The sequence below is a fragment of the Sphingobacterium sp. 18053 genome, assembly GCF_902706145.1.
GTDB lineage: Bacteria > Bacteroidota > Bacteroidia > Sphingobacteriales > Sphingobacteriaceae > Sphingobacterium > Sphingobacterium paramultivorum.
In genome coordinates this window covers 132,332-149,067 of the sequence record NZ_CACSJW010000004.1, presented here as the reverse complement: position 1 = coordinate 149,067, position 16,736 = coordinate 132,332, and the positions used below count along the sequence as shown (strand labels likewise).

Sequence of the window (16,736 nt, the reverse complement as noted above, 5' to 3'; positions counted from 1 at the left end):
ATTAATTACAAACGCCAGTTACAGGAAATTTCGGTGTTGTTCTACCACTTAAATTTAAGGAAGCTCGTGCTTCGGGATATGTTTTTTTTAATTGGCTTAAAAATTCAGCCAAAAATTTCGCGGGGAATGTTCCCAGCTGCATTTGCCTTTTTGTTGCCCTATAGGAGTATTTTTTCAGTATGTTCTGCATTGCATCATTTGCCGCAGCAGCGGCCACATTTGCAGCTTGAGCTGATGGCCTACTGCCACTTACACCAATTTCAAGATTAAAGTTTGATGTAACAATGGATGATTGGCCGGTTACAACAGTCCAGATATTTTCAAAATAACTATCCGAAATAGTACTGACTGTCAGTCCTTTTATTGAAGCTTCTTTCCAGCCGGGAAGGTTATCTCCTTCTGAAACAACTTCTGTAAAAGTAAAGGATTTTGAGCAAATCCTATTTGCCAATAACTGTTGTTGTTGTTCATCTGATAAATAATTATCTACCTCTTCCGGATTAACTGCCGGTGCTGGGTCGCCAATTCCGCCAAATGGTGGTGGTGTTGAAGGGGGATTATTTGGATTAGGGTTATTTGGATTTGGCCCATCGTCATCGTTTTGACAGATAACCATTAACCTAGTTTCACAATATGTATATGGAGCATCACCAGCACATATTTGTACATACACTGTCTTACATGGAGGCTGCTCATCTATTGAGCCATCAGCCTTTTTTGTTAGCGGAGCGTCTTTTCTTCCTTGCTTTATGACGAACTGCCGATCTTTATATTCTCCTTATGAAAGTGTACCATTTTTATAATCTTCATATACGACAATACCCGACTTAAATTTGTCAGAGTCATCGTTTGGTAAAACTTTAAGAATGGTAAACTTCCAATTATCTTCTTTGTAAGTTGCCTTTAACCAGATATCGTTGTTGATCGACAATTGCTTGTTGCCGTCTATAATCGGAAATATTTCTTTATCAGCTTTTAATGGAACATAAATTTCGCCATTATATTCCTGTTTAGCTGACCAATCAGGAGTATAATTTATCTCCTTATCAACTCTGGATGAACTCTGGACTTTAAAAGACTCGACGATTCCGTTTTCTTGTACTGCCAGATCACTATCATTGCGATTACATCCAATTAATAGAATAAGACAAAGAAAAATTTGCAAAATTTTGAATTTCATAATTTAGGGTTATTAGTTAATAAAAAATGGCTATTTTAAAATTACCTCTTAAATTACGAAATTTATTATACAAAAGGAATGGAAGCGATAAATATATTTACGATAGTTTAAATATATATCATTTGTAGATTTTATCTAGATGGAGTACACATATCTTTAATGGAGTACACATATCTTTATATGAATATAAAACTGTCCATATCTCCATATCTATTACACCAGAAGTCAGCCCATAAATGGTAAGCCTTCTCATCTGAAAATTCTTTTAAGCGCTGAAGTCTTTCTCCAACTTCAATTGGATTAAAACCGGGACCATTTATGATAAGCCAAGCTTCGCTGCATAATTCCAGTATTTGGGTTATAAATAGGGGGATAAATCTCTAGATACAATGATTGCCTACCTTGGGAAATGGCCTTCTTTCTTAATGTAACCTTTGACATAATGTTGTTTTTATTGGAAAATTAAACAATGAGAAATAGCATCAAGTACTACGAGTCCTGAGAGGCATTATTTGGCTTAGTGACGCCAATCAAGATGGATAACCTACCCGCAATATTCGTTTCGCAGGATCTTAATTAAGATTGGCTCTATTAATTTTTTAGGGATGTACACGAATTTTCCTTTTTGAAATTTTGGAATTTTATGCCTCTGAATCAGGCTTCGTAAGGAAGTCTCAGAAAGCTTATATTCTTCAAGAATCTGCCCAATATTAAAGCAGTCTTTCAATGGAATATTTGAAAGGTCAGAATTTGAGATATCATTGTTTTTGATTGGCTCTCTTTGTATAACGAAAAGAGCATCAATATCCTTTTTTAAAATCCTTATTCTTCTTACAGATAAATTCCCTGCTGCCAGTCTTCCTGATTTGATTAATCTGTAAACGGTGCGACGGTCGCATTTTAGTAAGGTGGCTGCTTCTTTTACTGTTAAATAATCCAGGGTCTTGATATCAAAATAGGAGTCAGGATTTTCTTTAGCTTTTGGTTGTTTAATTGCGGTATCTGGATCTGCTGTACTCCCTCGCAATCGTAATTCCCTTACTTTAGCTTTGTAAGCTCTTTGTGCACATTTATGGCAACAATACTTTGTTACTGTAGTTCTTGCAATGAATTCCTGCCCACAGTGATGGCAGATTCCTTTAAGTTTGATGTTTGAACTCATAATATTTTATTTGTGAAAGGTCAAACATCATTTAAGGTACAATAAGGTACATTAAAGTACAATTAGATACATTTAAGTACCTTAAGTGACATAATCTCTCCCGGATTACAAAAAATAAAATATTAATAGTTGGAGGGGTAAATAAGGGGTAAATTATAACAAAACAAACCAAATACCTTAAAATTCATACAAAATTAAAAATAATGTAAATGATTGAATTTTAGATTGTTGGTTTGTTTTTCTTTGTTTTATTTTATCTATTTACTTTCCGATACAAAACTTGGAAAAGATATTATCCAATAAATCGTCTGTAGAAACACTTCCGGTGATTTCACCAAGATGATATAAGGCTTGGCGTATATCCATCGCTAGAAAATCAGAAGTGACAGGATTGTCAATACCATAGATTACGCGGTCCAGTGAATCTGCTGTTTTTTGTAGCGCTTCTACGTGACGGATGTTGGTGACCATGACATCGTCGGTATTTAAATTTCCTAATTGTACACGGTTGATCAATTCGTCTTTCAGTTCCTCGACACCGATTTGTTCTTTCGCTGAAATGTAAAGCGGATTAAGGACATTGTAAACCTCTTTTTGCGCCTCAGAAAGCAAATCTGATTTATTGATAATGGTGACAAATGGAATTTGTAGGCGCTCGATTTCAGGTAATTGCGCTTGTACTTCCTCGACTTTGTCCTGTGTAGGGTCAAATAGGTAAATGATCAATCGCGCCTGTTTCATCTTTTCACGGGTACGCTCAACACCTTTTGCTTCAATAACATCTGCCGTCTCACGTATACCTGCTGTGTCAATAAATCGGAATGTGACGCCATGAATATTAATTTCATCTTCAATGGTATCGCGCGTTGTTCCTGCAATATCAGAAACAATGGCACGTTCTTCGTTTAAAAAAGCATTCAATAGCGTTGATTTTCCTACATTAGGTTTTCCGGCAATGACAACAGGAACACCATTTTTTAGGACGTTACCCTGTTCAAAAGATTGCACTAATTTTTGAACAATAACCTGTATTTTGTTGATTAGATTTTTTAGCTGATCCCTGTTGGCAAATTCCACATCTTCTTCCGAAAAATCAAGCTCTAATTCAATCAGTGAAGCAAAGTGAATGAGATCTTCACGAAGGGATTTAAGCTGATTGGAAAAGCCACCACGCATCTGCTGCATCGCCACTTGATGTGAGGCGGCAGAATTGGATGCAATTAAATCGGCAACTGCTTCTGCTTGGGATAAATCCATTCCGCCATTGAGAAATGCACGTAAGGTAAATTCTCCCGGACGGGCAGCACGTGCTCCTTTTTTGATGAGTAAATTTACAACGCGCTCAATAATATATTTGGAGTTATGCGTTGATATTTCCACCGAATTTTCTCTCGTATAGGAGTTCGGGGCTACAAATAAGGAGACCAATACTTCGTCAATGATCTCTTCGCCATCGCGTATGGTTCCGAAATGGATGGTATGTGATGCTTGTTGAAGTAGGTTCTTTCCTTTAAATATTTCGTTCGTAATTTTTATGGCATTTTGGCCCGAAACGCGTATGACAGCAATAGCGCCGTTTGTTCCGGAAGATGTCGCTAATGCAACAATGGTATCTTCAGTGATATATCCTGTATTTGACATGGTACAAAGATACGTTAAATTGAAGTAATGGATTCTATATATTGCGGCACAAATTAAATTCGTCGCGATCGATTAAACCTTTGTTCAAACATTGAAGTCATACCCATAGAAACGCTTGTAAAAAAGAATGGAACACAGGCGGAGTGGAATTGATTTTTAAATTTAAATTATACTGTTATGAGAAAGATGATATACTTCGCGTTGGCAATTGGAGGACTGGTTTTAATCGCTCCTCAACAATCTTCGGCTCAACATCGTGGACATGAACGTGAATGGAAACAGGACAAAGAGCGTAGAAAATATGAAGAGAAAAGGGATAAGGAATATCGAAAATATTTAGAAAAACGCGAAAAAGAAGACCGTAAGTATCATAAAGAAGTAGCTAAGTCATACCGAAAAGGATACCGTCATGGAGCACCAGCCTGGGCAAGTGCACATCGTTACGATAGTAGACACCATGTATACTTTAGAGATTACAAAACATTCTACGATCCTTACAGAGGAGGTTACGTGTATATGCGCAATGGTCGTTGGAATTTTTCAGCAAATGTACCTTCATTTATGTTAAATGTCAACTTGGGAGCAGCCAATATCCGGATTGTAAAAGATGTTGCAATTAGCAGACATCCTGAAGATTTTTACAACGACTACCGTTGGGATTAGAAAGAATTTATCTTGTTGTTTGAATAAAAAAGCCTCAATCTTTAGGAAGATGAGGCTTTTCTTTTTGCTAGTCTTCTTCGAAACTGACTTTATTTACTTCAAGCGACTTTATCCGCGCTAACGATTCAATTCTTAAATTGGGCAATTCTCTTAATCTTTTGCCACCTTCCTGGAAGGATTTTTCGATAATAAATCCCATGCCCAATACTGAAGCCCCCGATTGTTTAACGAGATCGAGCATACCAAAAGCGGCATTCCCATTAGCCAAAAAATCGTCTATAAAAAGAACATTGTCGCTCGGCGTAAGAAACTCTTTGCTGACACAGATGTCATAGGTTCGGTTCTTGGTAAATGAATGTACCTGGCTTACATACATATCAGCCATGGTGGTCGGTTTTGCTTTTTTTACAAATACAACCGGTAATTCCAAAAGGTAGCCAAGCATGATCGCTGGGGCTATTCCGCTTGCTTCAATTGTAATGATTTTATTGATCGGGAGGTCTGCAAAACGACGGACAAATTCCACCGCAATAGATTTCATCAATACGGGGTCCATCTGGTGATTGATGAAGTTGTCTACTTTAAGTATGCCTCCTGCAAGACTTTTACCGTCATGAAGGATTCTATCCTTTAATAATTTCATGTTTTACTCGTATAAATATAGCGCGCTATGTCAAAATTGTGATTTGTTAATCCTTAATCCATCTCCATCTGATAGAGGTTATTGAACTCTTCCTGATGATGTTCGAGAATTACCTTTCTTTTCATTTTCAAGGTTGGTGTTAACTCTCCATTTTCAATAGTAAATTCATCTGTTAAAATAATTGGTTTCTTAATCTGCTCCCAGTTACCAAAGTGTTGGTTCGCCCGACGTACCTCCTGATTGACTTTTTTTACTATGGCAGGGTCAGTCAGAAAATCATCCTTTGTCATGGTTGCAAGTTCAGGAGCATCTGTTCTGGCCCAATCCAACAAATGGGCATAGTTTGGTACAATAAAGGCAGAAGCAAACTTCATCCCGTCACCGATAACCATTGCCTGTTCAATAAATTTAGATTCAACGAGCTTGGTTTCGATAGGTTGTGGTATGACGTACTTCCCGCCAGAAATTTTGAACATCTCTTTTTTTCGGTCAATGATTTTCAAGAATTTTTCATCTTCCCACTTTCCAATATCTCCGGTATGCAGCCATCCATCAATGATGGTTTTATCCGTTTCGGCCTTGTTCTTATAGTATCCCATCATGACATTAGGGCCTTTTACTAATATTTCCCCGTCTTCAGCAAGTTTTATTTCAACAAAACGGACAGGAAGGCCAACAGTACCTATGCGTATTCCTTTGATATAATGATTGACCGAAATGAGTGGGGAGGCTTCGGTCATGCCGTAACCCTCATATAATGGAATTCCTGCAGCTAAGAAGGCACGTGTTAACTTGCTGTGAAGAGAGGCTGATCCAGAGGCAACGGTAAGTAATTCGCCACCCAATGCTTCATACCATTTATTAAGGACAAGTTTCTTGGCAAGCTTTAGTTTGAGATTATAGGATAGACTTCTTTTCTCAGGATTTGGATCATATTCTTCTGCAACTGAAACAGCCCAATCAAATACTTTTCGTTTGAAACCACTGAGATCATGACCTGTTTTCATAATTTTCTCATAGACTTTTTCAAGAATACGTGGGACAACGGTCATGATATGAGGTTTTACTTCCTTCAGATTATCACCAATCTTGTCAAAAGATTCTGCGATATAGATCGTAAAGCCAAGATACATATAGGTATATAAAACCATACGCTCGTAGGCGTGACAAGGAGGGAGAAAGGTCAGTCCTCGGTCATAAGCTTTACAAGGGGTAATTTCTGCTGCGCCCAATACATTGGAAAAAATATTGTTGTGTGACAGCATTACGCCTTTTGGTTTGCCCGTTGTACCGGAAGTGTAAATCAGGGTAGCGAGATCTTCAGGTTTAACCTGGTCACGTAGTGCTGCTAGTTTTTCTAAGGAGCAATTGGAGCCTATATCATTAAGTTCTTTCCAGCTACGTGTGCCTTCCTGATCTGCGATACAAAAAATATACTTCAATGTATAGATTGAGTCGGTTAGATTCATCAGGCGATCGTACAAGCTTTTGTTACTGACGATGCAAACCCTGATTTCGGCATCATTAAAGATATATTGATAGTCTGTATCCGTAATATTTGGATAGATGGCGACCACTACTGCACCAATTTGCTGGATTGCAAAGTCAATCAAATGCCATTCCATACTGCTGCCGGCAATGAGACCAACTTTCTCGTTGGGTTTCACGCCAAGTTCAATCAGCCCTTTGGAGAGGCTGTCTACTTGTTCAAGAAAATCTGCCGTTTTGATGTGGTTCCACTTGCCGTCTATTTTGTGTGCAAATATGTCAAGATCGGGGTATTTGCCCATCTGTTGACGTGCAAGATCAAATAATCTAAGTTTTTCTTCCATTTCAAATCGTATTCTTTTAAGCTCCGGGGGAGCACCCTTCCAGTATGAACTTTGTTTTAAGGGAAAAGTTTGCAAACATAAATAATAGTTTCAAGAATATGGAATGATTTTGTAATTAGCTTGTTTCAAAAGGACGAAGGGGAGGCGAGTGGATAGGTAAAGTGCTTTTGTGCTTTTCAAAAGTAGGATGTTTCTTGGAAACCAATTGAGAATAGCTCCTTGAGTAGATGAACTTGATGCCCGTTAATTATAAAAAAAGCTAGTCGTTATCGACTAGCTTTTCTTCTTTGTTTTTCTTTGATCAAAAGCCCCAGCTCCCGACCTGTCGCTCCTGCGACGGAAGTATTTTCTTGTGCTCTACGGAAAAGGTATGGCATCACTGCTTTAACAGGTCCGTAAGGCATGTATTTAGCAACATTGTAGCCGTGTGCAGCTAAATTGAAGCTCAGGTTATCAGACATACCCAATAATTGTGCAAAGAAAATACGGTCGATTGATCTGTCGATACCACGTCTGTCAATTTCTTTTGCCAATAGCATGCTGCTATCTTCATTGTGCGTACCTGCCATCAGTCCAAAATTGTCCAAATGATCCAATATAAATTCAATAGCGTCGTTGTAATCTCTATCTGAAGCTTCTTTATTGGGTTGAATAGGGTCTGAATATCCCTTTTGTGCGGCACGTGCACGCTCGATTTCCATATATGCACCACGTACAATCTTGGCACCCATGTGGAAGCCTCTTACTTTGGCGTATTCAAAATCAGCTTTCAATGATGCCAACTTATCACTTCGGTACAATTGATAGGTGTTATAGACAATAGGTTTTTCCATATTGTATTTTTCCATCATTTCACGTGCAATATCATCGATCGCATCCTGAATCCATGAATGTTCAGCATCCACCAATACTTTTACACCAGCTGCATGACAAGCTTTACAGATGCGATCGGTACGATCCAACATGCGTTGGTATTCTGCTTGTTCGCTCTCTGTCAAGGTCTCTTTCGCATTGACTTTTTCAAACAGTTCAAATCGGCCTAATCCGGTTGGTTTAAATACCGAAAATGGAATGTACTTGTTTTTACTTGCCGCAACTACGGTACGTAATACCTCTTCGCAACAGGCGTCAAATGCACTTTCTGTTTCCTCTCCTTCAACGGAATAATCCAATATTGTCCCTACACCATTCTCTCCCAATTCGTTGATTGCTGTTTCGCAACCTGCGATGGTCTCTCCACCACAAAAATGCTTGAAGATTGTTTTACGGATGATGCCTTGGATAGGCAGTCCTATGTTTAGGGCAAAGTTGGTCATTGACGGACCTACTTTTGTCAAGAAGTTATTCGCTATTATTTTGAATAACCAATACGCTCTTTCCAAATCCTTATCGCTTTTACCTTTAAAAGCAATCTCTGTATTATCAAAGGATAATGTCTTGGGCTCAGAATTCTCAATCATAATCTTTATTTGCAATAAGGCAAATGTAGCAATTTAGTAAGCATTAAAACGATGATAATTCTTGTATTCCTCAGTTAAACCACTATTTTTGTGAAATGCAAGAATTTAAAATCGAGGGCGAATATATCCAGCTTATACAGTTACTTAAAGCTTTAAATTGGGTAGAGCATGGCGCTATGGCTCAATGGGTTGTGGCGGAAGGGTATGTGAAGTATAATGGGCAGGTTGATTACCGGAAAAGACTCAAATTAAGACCAGGAGATGTTGTTGAATTTGATGGGATGCAAATAAAATTGGTGTAATATTAAACAATATTGGTAAATAGAAAACTTAAACCTTAAAGAATCGTAGAATGGAAGTCATAGAAAGTTTGGGCTATCAGGTATATTTTGATGATACGTTGGCCTCTTTAGAGGCGTTTTTAGCTGAGCGCAATTACTCAAAGATCATCGTATTGGTGGATACCAATACCTTGGATAATTGTTTGCCGCTATTTCAGCAAGCTTTACCCAATTTAGCGAATTATGATGTGATAGAAGTAGATCCGGGCGAAGAAAATAAAAATATTGATTTCTGTATTGGTGTATGGCATAATATGCTCGATTTCGGAGCCGATAGACATTCATTGATGATCAATCTTGGCGGTGGTGTGGTGACCGATATGGGGGGATTTGCCGCATCGACTTTCAAAAGAGGGATGGATTTTATTCAAATTCCGACGACTTTACTTTCTCAGGTAGATGCATCAGTAGGAGGTAAAACCGGTATTGATATGGGAAGTGTGAAAAATATTATTGGAACTTTTGCACAACCCCAAGCTGTTTTTATTTCAAGCCAGTTTTTGAAAACCTTAGATCAACGTCAGTTAATCTCAGGTTTTGCTGAAGTAATCAAACATGGACTGATCTTCGATCGGGCTTATTATGAGCGAGTGAAAACATTGGAGATCGATCAAATCGACAATTCTTTGGTCAAACATTCTGTTTCGATCAAAAACCGTGTTATCCTTGAGGATCCGAAAGAAAAGGGACTGCGTAAAATTTTAAACTTCGGTCATACAATTGGTCATGCTATTGAGGGATACTCGTTGTTGAACGATGCTTCATCTTTATTACATGGAGAAGCTATTGCTGTAGGAATGATTTGTGAGGGGTATCTATCGCATAAATTGAATGGTTTGCCTTTGGATGAATTAAACGATTTGATCCAAACCTTCAGAAAATATTTCAACGATTACACATTTGATTCATCCATTGATACAGCCTTGTTGGATCTGATGCGAAATGATAAGAAAAACCTGTCCAATCAGATCGGTTTCGCATTGCTTGACCAAATTGGCAGTTGTCAATATGATATCTACGTTTCTGAGGAAGATATTATTGAAAGTCTTGATTTTTACCGTGAGCTAATCACACAATAATAAAACAGAAAAGCCGTGTATCGGGAGAATGTACGGCTTTTCTTTACAGCTATTTTTATCGCAATTTCATTGCGGAAAATAGTAAACCTAAACTTAAATCATCATAATAACCATTTATATCATGAATAGAATCTTCATTTTTCTGTTTCTCCTGTTGGGGATATCAGCTGCTGTTCAGGCACAAAGGCAAGTATTAATCTTTAGCAAGACAAAAGGGTTTAGACACGGAAGCATCGAAAAGGGTGTACAGGTACTTAAACAATTGCTAGATAAAGAAAAGATAAAATCTGATCATTCGGAGGATGCTGCTCTGTTTACAGATCAGGGATTGAAAAAATATGACGCTGTTATCTTTCTGAGCACAACTGGCGATATTCTCGATAATGCGCAACAGGAAGCTTTTGTGCGGTATATCCAATCAGGAAAAGGGTTTGTGGGTATCCATGCCGCGACGGATACTGAGTTTGATTGGCCATGGTATAACGGCCTTGTAGGAGCATATTTTGCGTCTCATCCTGCCGTACAAAAAGCCAAAATTGATGTGCTGGATAGAAAACATCCGGCCACCAAGCACCTCGATCCGATCTGGTGGCACAAAGATGAATGGTATAATTTCAAGGACGTGAAGGACGGATTGCATGTTTTGATGAATTTGGATGAAAAAAGCTACCAAGGTGGAAAAATGGGTGATCAACATCCAATCTCCTGGACCCAGAGCTACGATGGAGGGAAAGTCTTCTATACTGGGCTTGGACATACCGATGAGTCCTATGACGAACCTGAGTTCCAAAAACATTTAATTGGAGGAATTTTATCTGTTCTTCCCAAGAAAAAGTAACTTATTTTATAGTTGGCGTTTTCTTAAATAGGGCATGGTACATGCTTCTATGTGCCAATAGCACAATGAAAAGTCCCAAATGGAATGACCATTTGGGACTTTTTTTATAATTGATGGCGAAATGGGAAGAGAACTGATTTTGCCATTTGATCGGGTTTAATAGTTCAGTTTGTATTTTGCACCGATACTAAACCAACGACCGGGCATTGGAACGGCGGCAGCTTCTATATAGCTCTTGTCAAATATATTCTGAACATCCACAAAGATGTTTAAGTCGTGGAGTTGGTACGACCCTCTTACGTCAGCAATGAAATAAGATTTGTAACTGATACGCTCATTAAAGCGGTTTGCAGAAGTTAACATCCAGTTCTTGTGGTTTATGGTAAAGTTGGCAATAACTTGATGCCTTAAGCTTTCAATAGCATATTTGGATAGTATCCCGTCTGCTAATGTTATGCTTGGATTGAGATAATTATAACTTAACGTTGTAAAGTATCGTGTCGTTGCGCTGGGATCATTGATATTATATCGGAATGAAGCATTGAATCCATCAATTTTGTTTTTTCCAATATTTATTGGTTTCCACGGAATGACCGTTCCGCTTCCTGTAGTGGCATCCTCTTTTTGCCAGTCTATGAAATCGCTTATCCTTCGATGGAAATAGCCCGCTTGAGCAATAATCCGATTGGATAAGTATTTTATACCACCTTCGATCTGATAGGCATTTTCAGAGCTCAGTGTGGGGTTTCCGACGTTGGCTGTCTGATTGGTGTAAAGATCCGTAAAGGAAGGGATCCGCTGGCTAGAACCTGCGTTGACTACAATCTTCCAATGTTCGGTAATATCATATCCCAAATCTAGACCCGGGAATACCTGCCAGCCAAATTTTGAGTTGTAATTGATGTAGGCACCAGAGTTGATCATCAGTTTTTTGATCGCCTCTGTTTTGAATTCAAGGTAGCCGCCGTAATTCTCCCGGTTATGGTCGCCAATACTGGTGCTATTGATGCGTTCAAATCGACTTTCCAGTCCTAGGCCAAATGTACCATAACTTTGCTCCAATGTAGCATTGATTTCTGCTCCGAAGACGTTGCTGTAATGTTTGGATCTACCTTTGGTTGTTTCTCGGCCTAAATACCAATATTCATCTTCGTTGTAGCGATTACTGAGGCGTGGACTGATGGAAAATGCCTGTGTTAATTGATGCTTGGACTGCAGGGAAGCGAAAGCTGTCTTAACCTGTTCATAAGCTTCCTTGTCACTCGGTGCAGCATAGTAGCCATTGGCTCCAAATTGATTGTTGATATAGCCAACATTGGCTTTTATCATATTGGCTGTATTCGGTTGATATGTCCCGTCATAATAAAGTTTATTATTGTTGGAGGCCGTATTGTAACGTTGTCCATTCGAATCTTCGTGGCCAAAATATAAACCGTGGCTTGTTTGCTTGGTTAAGAACTGTGAGCCAAGCTGAACACCTTTACCATAATACTTGCCTGCACTTGTCTGCTCATTATCTTTGAATGAAGAACCACTATATACCTGGGCACTTATTTGATTTGATTCAATTTTCTTTGTTACGATGTTAATGGCACCGGTTAGTGCATTAATACCGAAAATCCGTGAAGCTGGCCCCCGAATGATTTCAATACGCTCGATGGCCTCCAGAGGAACCGGAAGGTTCATATTGTGATGGGCACTCTGTGGATCGGTGATTTTAACACCATTGAGTAGGATCGCCGTCTGTTCAAAAGACCCCCCGTCGATACTTATATCTGCCTGCGAACCGAATGGTCCACGTTGGCGAATATCAACGCCTGGGATATTGCTAAGCAATTCGTTGATTGATCGATTTGGGAGTCTCTGTATATCTTCCTGCGTCAATATTTGGATATTCTTGCTTTGTTTTGAAAAAGGGATCTGTAAGCGATTTTGATTAATGATGACTTCGCCCAAAGCGGTTGTGTCTTTAATCTGAGCAGTCGCAGCTCCAATACTCAGCACTAATGCAAGGTTGGTTAACGTAATATTCTTATTCAACATGCTTTCCTAGATTTTACGCTGCAAAAGTAGCTTAGCTGACTAAAAAATAAATAGTCCGGTGTGAATAATACTGGTAGTCCGGGTGATGTTTTGTAGCCTTTTTACATCCATTCTTCTCGACCGATACGCTTTTTTCCCGTTATATCGATGTGATCTTGCTTGTCGGTGCTTTTTATTTTTTCGATGTTGGTCAAGTCGGGTTGGCCGGATTCGAGCCAGGCTGAATACCAATAGGAAGCAACGCGTAAGATGGTTTTTTGCATTCTCCTTTCAACCATACCGTTCATGGCTTCATGATAAGCTATAGCATACCTGTCGGAATAGGTCCATACCAATTGATTGTTTCGCTCAATAAAAGATTTTTTTTGAGACGCCTTAAATTGACGATTGAGCCGGGCTTCAATGCTCAATACAGAATCCACAAGGCGATTGCTTTCACGGACGATAGTCCAGGCTTCCGCTAAGGGATCTTTGATATAGTTGGCTTTTCCAACGCGAAGGTTGTATTTTTCTGAAAACATTTCCGGTAAGCGGCTCTCCCAGAATGCATGTATACCTTGTTGATGCGTTAGCTGTCCATTATAATTTTTAGTCGTGTGCAATGGAACATGGGCATCAGCAATATAATGGCCGAGTTCTGCAGAGTGTTTGATAATCCGTTTATAATCTTTTGTTTGAAAGGCCTTAACAAGCTTTTGGTAGGTAAGATTGATTTGCCAGGGCACAATGCCATTTTTTAACAATTGCTTTTCTTGAAATTTCTCTTTGGCCTGTGACCAATGTATCGGTATAGAGTCAACTGTACCTTCCTTACGATAGTCCTCTAAATCTATAAAATGTCTTGGGCCTTCAGCGCTGTCTGTGAAGCAGCGTTTATCTGGATCAACAGCTTTTTCGGTAATAAGGTCAATATTGGATTTATAGAACTTAGCCAACTGAGCGGGGAGCGCAAAGACGGCATAATGATTAATTTTTTTATGAGCAAAAAATCCCCATGATGTTAGAATTAGCATGGCGACTATGCAAAGCATCCGATAAAAAAGAGACTTCATAAGGTATCAAACTGGCTATTAATTAATTGTTGATATTAAATATACATAAAGGAAAATTAAAAATGGATTAACGAATTTTTTTGTTGATGTTAATTTATATTTTCTTAACATAACTAAACAATAAAATAATATTGATACTCGTTAAAATTGATTAATTTGCCGACACAAAATGCAGTCGTTATGAAGATATTGTATGCCGTACAAGGGACAGGAAATGGACATCTGAGCCGGGCAATGGATATTGTTCCTTGTTTGAGGGAGTTAGGGGAAGTCGATGTTTTGGTTAGTGGAATTCAAGCAGATCTATCATTACCTTTCGAAGTGAAATACCGTTTTCACGGGTTGAGTTTTATCTTTGGTAAATCCGGCGGAGTAGATCTTTGGAAAACTTTTATGAGTTCGACGATCCGTAAATTTACGAATGAAATTAAGAGCTTGCCCATAGAAAACTATGATTTGGTGATCAATGATTTTGAACCGATTTCTGCTTGGGCTTGTCATTCAAAAGATTTGGAATGCATTGGGTTGAGCCATCAGATCGCTGCCTTAGATCCATCGAGTCCTAAGCCAGAAGATAGTGATATGCTGGGCAAATTTATTATGAAAAATTATGCTCCGTCTACCCATTCCTATGGTTTCCATTTCAAGCGGTACGCCAAGAATATTTACCAACCGGTTATCCGTAATGCTGTTCGTGAATTGAATGTCACAGATCAGGGACATTACACGGTTTACCTCCCGGCATATGACGATGCGCATCTTTTAAAGCATTTGATGAAGTTTCCGGATGTGAAGTGGGATGTTTTTAGCAAACATAATTCGAAGGCATTTGACATGAAAAATGTAACGATAAGACCGATCAATAACCAATCTTTTATTGATAGTATGGCATCTTCTTCTGGAGTTTTATGTGGGGCAGGTTTTGAAACACCGGCAGAAGCGTTATATTTGAAAAAGAAACTGTTAGTTATCCCGATGAAGAACCAATATGAGCAGCATTTGAATGCAGCGTCATTGGAAGAGATGGGGGTGCCTGTAATTTCGAGCTTAAAACAGAAAAACATGCTGGCGATAGAAGCCTGGCTCAACAGTAAATCTAGGGTTGAAGTTGATTACCCTAATATCACGCAGGAAATTATAAATGAAATCGTGCAGAAGCACCGTTAAACAAACATGAAGTATATTGCATTAGCCCTATTATCCTTGACAACAGTCACAGGATTTGCCCAACAAAAAAAAACGAACACGACGGCGAAGAAGAAGGTCGTCGCAACTAAATCAAGTACAACAAATCAACTGAAAACGAAGGCCGATTCTGTGTCTTATGCGTTTGGTGCCGATATCGGAAATTCACTAAAATCTATTGAGATCGATTACTTGAAGTCAGATGTTATTGCAAAAGCAATTTCGGATGTCTTGAAAGGGGATAAATCGCTATTGGAAGAAGGCCAAGGAAGAGCTGTTATCCAGCAGGCGATCATGGATGTTCGTGCTAAAAAAGAGGCTGCTAGTCGTGCTGAGGAAGATAAATTTTTTACCGAAAATGCAAAGGTCGCTGGAATGAAATCTACAGCTGAAGGAATTCAATATCTTGTTCTAAATCAGACGGAAGGTCCAAAGCCAAAAAGTGACGATGAGGTAACAGTGCATTATAGAGGTACCTTACTTAATGGAAAGCAATTTGATAGCTCATATGACCGTAAGGAGCCATTGAAACTATCCTTGGGTCAGGTGATCAAAGGTTGGCAGATTGGAATCCCGTTAATGTCGAAAGGTGCAAAGTATAAATTTTTTATACCAAGCAGATTAGCCTATGGCGAACGGGCAACAGGTGAAATTCCTGCAAACAGCACATTGGTGTTTGAGGTAGAATTGCTTGATATTGGTGCAGATGGAACAACGTAAATTAGGTAATACAAGCTTAATCGTTTCGGAAATAGGTTTGGGCTGTATGTCGTTAAAAGGCAATCAGTCCAAACAATCCAAAGATATTATCCAAAAAGCTTACGAGAACGGGATCACTTTCTTTGATACCGCTGATCTCTACGATAAAGGCCTAAACGAGATGATCGTCGGGGAGAGTGTGCAAAGCTTTCGTAAGCATATTGTGCTGGCGTCGAAAGTTGGTAACCTTTGGCGTGCAGATGGATCCGGCTGGGATTGGAAGGCTTCGAAGGACTATATTATCAAGGCTGTGGAAGGTTCGTTGTCACGTTTAAAAACGGATTACATCGACCTCTATCAGTTACATGGTGGTACTATAGAAGATCCGATAGAGGAAATTGTTGAAGCGTTTGAGTTGTTGAAGAAACAAGGGAAAATCCGTGCTTACGGCCTTTCATCAATTCGCCCAAACGTTATCAAGGCATTTTTGTCCAAATCTGACATTGCCTCAGTAATGATGCAATATAGTCTATTGGATAGAAGACCAGAGGAAGAAATCAGTGGCTTGTTGGAAGAACGGGGCGTAAGTATCGTCGTACGCGGTGTATTAGCCAAAGGTGTTCTCATCAACAAACCTATAGAACCTTTTCTTCAGTATAGTTCGGGAGAGGTGGCCCATATCGTGAGAAACTTGGCAAATCTTTCCAAACGTATCGGAAAAGACAATATGATTGTTGCACTTTCTTATGTGCTTTCTAACCCAGCTGTTGCTACAGCACTCGTTGGTGTGAGTACCAAATTGCAATTAGATGAATTGATCAGAGCAAAAGCGCAGATTATCAAATTAAGTAATTCGGATAAGCAGGTTCTATTGGAAGGTGTCCGGTCGTTATACTATACCGAACACCGGTAAGCTTT

Annotated in this window: 16 protein-coding genes; 7 read left to right on the top strand and 9 right to left on the bottom strand. The window is 39.0% G+C overall.

Going from position 1 to position 16,736, the window contains the following annotated elements:
• Position 1: 1 nt before the first annotated feature.
• The 4 genes from GVK91_RS10560 to mnmE form a co-directional block, all read right to left on the bottom strand.
• Entirely contained in the window at positions 2 to 616 is a 615-nt protein-coding gene (locus tag GVK91_RS10560) for a hypothetical protein (RefSeq protein ID WP_159728597.1), read from the bottom strand.
• 162 nt (positions 617 to 778) lie between these two features.
• The gene (locus tag GVK91_RS10555) at positions 779 to 1,180 is read right to left on the bottom strand and encodes a hypothetical protein (protein ID WP_153846940.1); all 402 of its coding nucleotides are present in this window, start codon (positions 1,178 to 1,180) and stop codon (positions 779 to 781) included.
• Between the two features lie 544 nt (positions 1,181 to 1,724).
• Positions 1,725 to 2,342, bottom strand: coding sequence for a helix-turn-helix domain-containing protein (locus GVK91_RS10550; RefSeq protein ID WP_159728595.1), 618 nt, complete (start codon positions 2,340 to 2,342; stop codon positions 1,725 to 1,727).
• Between the two features lie 261 nt (positions 2,343 to 2,603).
• A complete protein-coding gene (gene mnmE / locus GVK91_RS10545; RefSeq protein ID WP_153846942.1) occupies positions 2,604 to 3,983 on the bottom strand; it encodes a tRNA uridine-5-carboxymethylaminomethyl(34) synthesis GTPase MnmE in 1,380 nt (459 codons plus the stop codon).
• A gap of 177 nt (positions 3,984 to 4,160) precedes the next feature.
• On the opposite strand from mnmE, the gene GVK91_RS10540 reads away from it, so the two are divergent.
• Positions 4,161 to 4,646 carry a hypothetical protein gene (locus tag GVK91_RS10540; RefSeq protein ID WP_120334634.1) on the top strand — a complete coding sequence of 162 codons (486 nt, stop codon included), beginning with the start codon at positions 4,161 to 4,163 and terminating at the stop codon, positions 4,644 to 4,646.
• A 67-nt stretch (positions 4,647 to 4,713) separates the two neighbouring features.
• Here GVK91_RS10540 and xpt read toward each other — a convergent pair whose 3' ends face one another.
• From xpt to GVK91_RS10525, 3 genes are all read right to left on the bottom strand, one after another.
• The gene (xpt, locus tag GVK91_RS10535) at positions 4,714 to 5,289 is read right to left on the bottom strand and encodes a xanthine phosphoribosyltransferase (RefSeq protein ID WP_153846943.1); all 576 of its coding nucleotides are present in this window, start codon (positions 5,287 to 5,289) and stop codon (positions 4,714 to 4,716) included.
• Between the two features lie 53 nt (positions 5,290 to 5,342).
• Complete coding sequence (locus GVK91_RS10530) at positions 5,343 to 7,121, bottom strand: long-chain fatty acid--CoA ligase (protein ID WP_159728593.1); 1,779 nt, start codon at positions 7,119 to 7,121, stop codon at positions 5,343 to 5,345.
• Positions 7,122 to 7,387: 266 nt separating this feature from the next.
• Entirely contained in the window at positions 7,388 to 8,581 is a 1,194-nt protein-coding gene (locus tag GVK91_RS10525; RefSeq protein WP_159728590.1) for a proline dehydrogenase family protein, read from the bottom strand.
• A gap of 95 nt (positions 8,582 to 8,676) precedes the next feature.
• Between GVK91_RS10525 and GVK91_RS10520 the strand changes: the two genes are divergently transcribed.
• The 3 genes from GVK91_RS10520 (at position 8,677) to GVK91_RS10510 (ending at position 10,839) form a co-directional block, all read left to right on the top strand.
• Positions 8,677 to 8,883 carry an RNA-binding S4 domain-containing protein gene (locus GVK91_RS10520; RefSeq protein ID WP_070568728.1) on the top strand — a complete coding sequence of 69 codons (207 nt, stop codon included), beginning with the start codon at positions 8,677 to 8,679 and terminating at the stop codon, positions 8,881 to 8,883.
• A gap of 50 nt (positions 8,884 to 8,933) precedes the next feature.
• The gene (aroB, locus tag GVK91_RS10515) at positions 8,934 to 10,001 is read left to right on the top strand and encodes a 3-dehydroquinate synthase (RefSeq protein WP_159728588.1); all 1,068 of its coding nucleotides are present in this window, start codon (positions 8,934 to 8,936) and stop codon (positions 9,999 to 10,001) included.
• Between the two features lie 121 nt (positions 10,002 to 10,122).
• Positions 10,123 to 10,839: a ThuA domain-containing protein gene (locus GVK91_RS10510; RefSeq protein ID WP_159728586.1), complete on the top strand. Its 717-nt coding sequence runs from the start codon at positions 10,123 to 10,125 to the stop codon at positions 10,837 to 10,839.
• Between the two features lie 156 nt (positions 10,840 to 10,995).
• On the opposite strand, the gene GVK91_RS10505 is transcribed toward GVK91_RS10510, so the two are convergent.
• Both GVK91_RS10505 and GVK91_RS10500 read right to left on the bottom strand, forming a co-directional pair.
• On the bottom strand, positions 10,996 to 12,882 hold the full coding sequence (locus tag GVK91_RS10505; RefSeq protein ID WP_159728584.1) for a TonB-dependent siderophore receptor: 1,887 nt from the start codon (positions 12,880 to 12,882) through the stop codon (positions 10,996 to 10,998).
• 101 nt (positions 12,883 to 12,983) lie between these two features.
• Positions 12,984 to 13,895, bottom strand: a complete 912-nt coding sequence (locus GVK91_RS10500) for a zinc dependent phospholipase C family protein (protein WP_228280283.1) — start codon at positions 13,893 to 13,895, stop codon at positions 12,984 to 12,986.
• Positions 13,896 to 14,114: 219 nt separating this feature from the next.
• Here GVK91_RS10500 and GVK91_RS10495 point away from each other — a divergent pair, with 219 nt between their 5' ends.
• From GVK91_RS10495 to GVK91_RS10485, 3 genes are read left to right on the top strand one after another with little or no spacing between them, the layout of a single operon-like run.
• On the top strand, positions 14,115 to 15,101 hold the full coding sequence (locus GVK91_RS10495; RefSeq protein WP_120334628.1) for a glycosyltransferase family protein: 987 nt from the start codon (positions 14,115 to 14,117) through the stop codon (positions 15,099 to 15,101).
• Between the two features lie 6 nt (positions 15,102 to 15,107).
• Positions 15,108 to 15,839, top strand: coding sequence for an FKBP-type peptidyl-prolyl cis-trans isomerase (locus tag GVK91_RS10490; protein ID WP_153848800.1), 732 nt, complete (start codon positions 15,108 to 15,110; stop codon positions 15,837 to 15,839).
• Entirely contained in the window at positions 15,826 to 16,731 is a 906-nt protein-coding gene (locus GVK91_RS10485) for an aldo/keto reductase (protein WP_153848801.1), read from the top strand. Before GVK91_RS10490 ends, GVK91_RS10485 begins: the two co-directional genes overlap by 14 nt.
• Positions 16,732 to 16,736: the final 5 nt, after the last annotated feature.